1 protein-coding gene is annotated in these 1148 nt (G+C 66.9%); it reads right to left on the reverse strand.

What is annotated here, in order from left to right; translation table 11 throughout:
* The coding region (ccrA, locus tag VT52_RS35030) for a crotonyl-CoA carboxylase/reductase (RefSeq protein ID WP_071387777.1) at positions 1–1148 on the reverse strand (1148 nt) is incomplete at both ends.

Consider the following 1148-nt stretch of genomic DNA (forward strand, 5'->3'; position numbering starts at 1 on the left):
CCGGAATCGGTTGATGGCGTCGATGTGCTCGGCGCGCTTCTCCTGGTCGCGTACGCCGAGGCCTTCCTCGGGTGCGAGGCAGAGGACGCCGACCTTGCCCTGGTGGGTGTTGCGGTGGACGTCGTGGGCGGCCTGGCCGGTGTCCTGCAGGGAGTACACCTTGGAGAGGGTGGGGTGGATCTTGCCCTTGGCGATGAGGCGGTTGGCTTCCCAGGCTTCGCGGTAGTTGGCGAAGTGGGAGCCGATGATGCGCTTGAGTGACATCCACAGGTAGCGGTTGTCGTATTCGTGCATGTAGCCGGAGGTGGAGGCGCAGGTGGTGATGGTGCCGCCCTTGCGGGTGACGTAGACGCTGGCGCCGAAGGTCTCGCGGCCGGGGTGTTCGAAGACGATGTCGATGTCCTCGCCGCCGGTGAGTTCGCGGATGCGCTTGCCGAAGCGCTTCCATTCCTTGGGGTCCTGGGTGGTCTCGTCCTTCCAGAACTTGTAGCCCTCGGCGCTGCGGTCGATGATCGCTTCGGCGCCCATGGAGCGGCAGATGTCGGCCTTCTGGTCGCTGGAGACGACACAGATCGGGTTGGCGCCGCCGGCGAGGGCGAACTGCGTGGCGTAGGAGCCGAGTCCGCCGCTGGCGCCCCAGATGAGGACGTTGTCGCCCTGCTTCATGCCGGCGCCGTTGCGGGAGACGAGTTGCCGGTAGGCGGTGGAGTTGACGAGGCCGGGGGCGGCGGCTTCCTCCCAGCTGAGGTGGTCGGGCTTGGGCATGAGCTGGTTGGACTTGACGAGGGCGATCTCGGCGAGGCCGCCGAAGTTGGTCTCGAAGCCCCAGATGCGCTGTTCGGGGTCGAGCATGGTGTCGTTGTGGCCGTCGGAGGATTCCAGTTCGACGGAGAGGCAGTGGGCGACGACCTCGTCTCCGGGCTTCCAGGCGTTGACGCCGGGGCCGGTGCGCAGGACGACGCCGGCGAGGTCGGAGCCGATGATGTGGTAGGGCAGGTCGTGGCGCTTGGCCAGTTCGTTGGTGCGGCCGTAGCGTTCCAGGAACCCGAAGGTGGACAGCGGTTCGAAGATCGAGGTCCACACCGAGTTGTAGTTGACCGAGGAGGCCATCACGGCCACCAGGGCCTCACCCGGCCCGAGCTCGGGCA

It is taken from the genome of Streptomyces malaysiense (assembly GCF_000980885.2).
Classification (GTDB): domain Bacteria; phylum Actinomycetota; class Actinomycetes; order Streptomycetales; family Streptomycetaceae; genus Streptomyces; species Streptomyces malaysiense.